The organism is Prosthecobacter sp. (genome assembly GCF_044378005.1).
Lineage (GTDB): Bacteria > Verrucomicrobiota > Verrucomicrobiia > Verrucomicrobiales > Verrucomicrobiaceae > Prosthecobacter.
Window position 1 is genome coordinate 1 of the sequence record NZ_JBILYB010000255.1, and the last position, 4,689, is coordinate 4,689.

Below are 4,689 nucleotides of genomic sequence, written 5' to 3' on the forward strand. Positions count from 1 at the left end.
ACCATCCGCCAGCAGTTGGAGAAACACCGCTCCGTCCAGGCCTGCGCGGACTGTCATGCCAAGATCGACCCGCTCGGCTACGCCCTCGAAGGCTACGATCCCATCGGCCATCTCCGCCGCGCCTACCCGAACGGCGCCCTCATCGATACTACGGGCGAATACCGCGGACAGGCCGTCAAGAGCCCCGCGGATGTCCGCGCTTACCTCGTCAGAAATCCTGACCTGATGGCCCAGAACCTCTCTCATCAGCTCCTTACCTACGCGCTCGGCCGTCCCCTCGGCTTCGCCGACCAACCCGCCCTCCGTCGCCTCCAGGCCGACTGGAAAGCGAAAGGCTACGGACTCCGCGAACTCGTCCACCTCATCACCACCAACGAGCTGATGCGCCAGCCGTAAGCCCTTTGCTTCCCCCATCGAAGCAACCAAGAACGCCGAACCAAAAACATGCGCCCCACCCTCCCCCTCCTCACCACCCTGCTGCTCGCGCCGCTGGCCGCGGTGCATGCCGCTGCGGCCGAGGGCGCAACGCCGCCGCCGATTCTGACGACAGAAGAACTGGCGTTCGTCCGCGAGGTGGCGACAGCTACCCTCAAGAACTGCGAGGTGGCTCCGGGGGCCGTCGCGAAAGGCAAAACCAATACCTTAGGATTCCGGGCCATCACGCCGGGGGGGTATCCGGCGATCTGGATCCAGGATTTCACCATGAATTTTTCCAGCGGGCTGATCGCACGCGAGGATGGCCTCCGACACTTACAGCTGATCCTGGAACAGCAAAACGGACCTACGCCGATCGACCTCGGCCGACAGGTGATCATCCCCGCCCACGCCATCGCGGATCATATTAACGTGGACGGCACACCGGTGTTCTTTCCTGGCACCTACGACCCGTCTGCCCACATGAATGGTGACTGGGGGTTCCGCCCGCCTAGCAACAACCAGTTTGATGTCATCTGGCTGGCCCACATGCTCGCGCACACGGGTGACGCCAAGGCGCTGCTGAGCCGCGAGGTGGGCGGCCGCACCGTGTATGAGCGACTGAAGCTGGCGTTTGCCGTGCCGGAGATCGATCCGGCCACACAATTAGTGCGCACCACGGCGGCGCGGCGGGCGGTCGGATTCATTTTCTATGATGCCATCGAGATGACGGGCGACCTCCTGATGGCCTCGCTGATCCGCTACCGCGCGGCCCTGCAACTCGCCTGGCTCGCCACCAAGATGGACCAACCGGAAGACGCCAAACATTATGCCGGCGTGGCCCAACAGATCCGCTCGCATATCCTACCGGTGTTTGCCGACACCGACGGCACCCACGGCGGCTGGCTCAAAGCCTCCAACGGCATCTCCGGGCAGTCGGATGTGTGGGGCAGCATCTACGCGATCCATATCGGCGCGGTTGAGGGCGAAGCCCGTGCGGGTTTGCTCAGGACGATTACGGCGGCGTTGGCCAAGCCCGGAGAGATCGAGTTCGAGGGGGCACTGCGCCACGTCCCGCTGAGCGGCGACGCGTCGCCGACTACCATGTGGGAGAAAACCCGAGTTACGAAGAACAGGTATGAGAACGGCGCCTACTGGCACATCCCGATCGGCTGGCTGCTGACCATCCTGCAGCCGGGGCATCCGGAGTTGGCGCAGACCGTCAAGCGGCATTGGCTCGGCCACCTGCGTGCGCAGCAGGGCAAGGTTTGGGAGTGCATCGGCTGGGATGGGCAGGCCAACAAGAACCCGTCCTACGTAACATCGATCGCCCTGCCGTTAGGCGTTCTGAGCCGCGGGGAACTGCGCGCCGACCGGCTGCTCTCACCGCTCGCCGCGATCCACGCCGCCGAACCGGTCGTCATCGACCTCAACCAGCGCACCTGGCAAGGCATCCCCGGGCTCGAACGTACCGCTAAGGGACGCGTGTTTGTCTGCTGGTTCACCGGCGGCCCGAAGGAACCCTCAGCGGACAACACGGTGGTGCTTTCGTATAGCGATGATGCCGGCAAGACCTTCACGCCGCCAGAAGCGATGGCACTGCCGACGAACGACGGGACGCGCTGCTTTGACCCGACCCTCTGGATCGACCCGAAGGGCCGGCTCTGGTATGTCTTCAATCGCGGCAACAAGGACCTGCCCAGGCACGACGTCTGGGCCAGGATCTGCGCTGAACCTGACGCGCCCAAGCCCGTGTTCGGCCCCGAGTTCCGCGTCGGCTTCGACGCACCCTATGCCTTCCGGATGAACAAACCGACGGTCCTCTCCACCGGCGAGTGGATCATGCCGGTCACGCACGCGCAGACGCCCATCCGAGATTGGTTCGCAGAATGGAGGCAACTCCAGGGGGTTGGCATCTCGACCACCGAAGGCCTGACCTGGAAACTGCACGGCGCGCTCGATGCCCCGGAGTGGGCGCTGGAGTGCATGGTCACCGAGCTCAAGGATGGGCGTCTATGGATGCTTATCCGCACAGGCGGCGGGTTCCTCTGGGAGAGCTACTCCAAGGACAAGGGCCTTAACTGGTCCGACGCGAAGGCGAGCCGGATCAAGAATCCGGGCTCACGCTTCTTCATCCGGCGATTATCGTCGGGCAACCTTCTCTTGGTGAATCACTACAAGAACAGCAACCGCAGCCACCTCACCGCCCAGCTTTCCACCGACGACGGCGTCAGCTGGAACGAAGGCCTCCTGCTCGATGAACGTGGAGGGGTGTCCTACCCCGACGGCGTGCAGGACAAGGACGGGCTCATCTGGATCACCTACGATCGGGATCGCGGCGGAGCCGGCGAAATCCTGTTGGCCAAGTTCCGCGAGGAAGACGTGGTCGCCAGCAAGGGCGTCTCGGGTGCCGTGACCCTTAAGCAGACCGTTGATAAGCTGAACAAGCCCACGCCCCCTAAGGCTAAGCCTGTTTCGAAATGAAACCACCCCTCCACCTCATCACCACCAACGAGCTGATGCGCCAGCCGTAAGCCCTTTGCTGCCGTCCCCCCGTCGAAGTAACCAAGAACTACGAACCAAGAACATGCGTTTCTCCCTCCCCCTCCTCGCCGCCCTGCTGCTTGCGCCGCTGGCCGCGCTGCACTCTGCCGATGCGCCAAAGCCTGCGAACAAACCCAACGTCATAGTCATCCTCTCCGACGATCTCGGTTGGGCGGACCTCTCGTGCTACGGTAGCACCTTTCACGAGTCGCCGAATCTCGACAAGCTCGCCGCGCAGGGCATGCGCTTCACGCAGGCGTATTCATCCAGTCCGCTTTGTTCGCCATCGCGCGCTGCCCTCATGACGGGCCGGTCTCCGGCGCGGTTGAAGATCACGGACATCTTCCCGCGCCAACCCGAAAGCGGCAAGCTGCTGCCCGCCGAGATGAAGACGGAACTCCCGCTCGAAGAAGTGACCATCGCCGAGGTGCTGCGCGACGCGGGTTACGCGACTTGGCACGTCGGCAAGTGGCACCTCGGAGACCTGGGCTTCTATCCCGAGGACCAGGGCTTTCAGGTCAACATCGCAGGCAACCACAGCGGTCAGCCGCAGAGCCACTTCTGGCCCTATGGTGACAGCAAGGGGGTGACGGTCGTGCGCCCTCGCAATCCGAACGAGTGGAAGGGCTACCATGCCACGCCGGTGCCCGGTCTTCGTGCTGGCGGCTCGGAAGGCGAGCACCTCTGCGACCGCCTCACCAGCGAGGCGATGAAGCTCATCGAACAGCGCAAACCGGAGCAGCCTTTCTTCCTCTACCTGCCTTTCTATGACGTTCACACGCCGATCATGGCGAAGCTGGAACTCGTTGCGAAATACAAGGCCAAAGCGGCGAAGATGAGACTGCCCGCCGTTGACGCCGTGCCCACCTATACCGAGGGCAATCCAGCGCACGGCGCCTCGCCGAAGAAGCTGCCGGAGCAGCAGGTGAATCCGACCTACGCGGCGATGATCGAGACGATGGACACCAACGTCGGTCGGCTCATGGCGCGTCTCGACGAACTCGGCATCGCCGACAACACGCTGATCCTTTTCACCAGCGACAACGGTGGCCACAGAGTCACCAGCAACCGTCCGCTCCGCGGGTGCAAAGGCTGGCTCTACGAAGGTGGTGTGCGCGAACCCTGGATCGTCAAATGGCCGGGCGTGACCAAGCCCGGCAGCACCTGCGACATGCCCATCATCCATACCGATATCTTTCCGACCGTGCTCGAAGCCGCCGGCCTGCCCCAACGACCCGAACTGCACAAGGACGGCGTGAGCTTCACGAGCCTGCTCAAGTCCGAGACCAAGCCGGTGCATGACGCGCTGTTTTGGCACTTCCCGCACTACGGCTCCCCCGGCAGCGGGCCGTGCAGCAGCGTGCGGGTCGGCGATTGGAAACTCATCGAATGGCTGGAGGATGAGGGGGTCGAACTGTTCAACCTCGCCACCGATCTGTCCGAGAAAAACGACGTCGCCGCCCAGCATCCCGAAATCGTCCAACAACTCCGCGAACGCCTCCACGCTTGGCGCAAGGAGACCGGCGCGAACATGCCAAGACCCAAGTAATCACCATGAAACACCCCCTCACACTCATCACCGCCCTGCTGCTCGCGCCTTTCGCCGCGCTGCACGCTTCCGATGCTCCGAAGCCAATACCCAACATCGTCGTGATTCTGGCAGACGATCTTGGCTACGGTGACCTGGGCTGTTACGGCGCGACGAAAGTGAAGACGCCGAACATCGACCGG

General features: G+C 63.3%; 3 protein-coding genes and 1 pseudogene. All 4 read left to right on the plus strand.

The genetic code is table 11. The annotated features are described in order from the left end of the window. The coding region (locus tag AC6FTP_RS25560; protein WP_497209730.1) for a DUF1585 domain-containing protein at nucleotides 1-396 on the plus strand (396 nt) is incomplete at its 5' end. Nucleotides 397-444: 48 nt separating this feature from the next. Next, entirely contained in the window at nucleotides 445-2,898 is a 2,454-nt protein-coding gene (locus tag AC6FTP_RS25565; protein WP_497209731.1) for a sialidase family protein, read from the plus strand. Nucleotides 2,899-3,001: 103 nt separating this feature from the next. Then, complete coding sequence (locus tag AC6FTP_RS25570; protein WP_497209732.1) at nucleotides 3,002-4,507, plus strand: sulfatase; 1,506 nt, start codon at nucleotides 3,002-3,004, stop codon at nucleotides 4,505-4,507. 5 nt (nucleotides 4,508-4,512) lie between these two features. Next, nucleotides 4,513-4,689, plus strand: a pseudogene (locus AC6FTP_RS25575) (arylsulfatase); the annotation flags it as partial.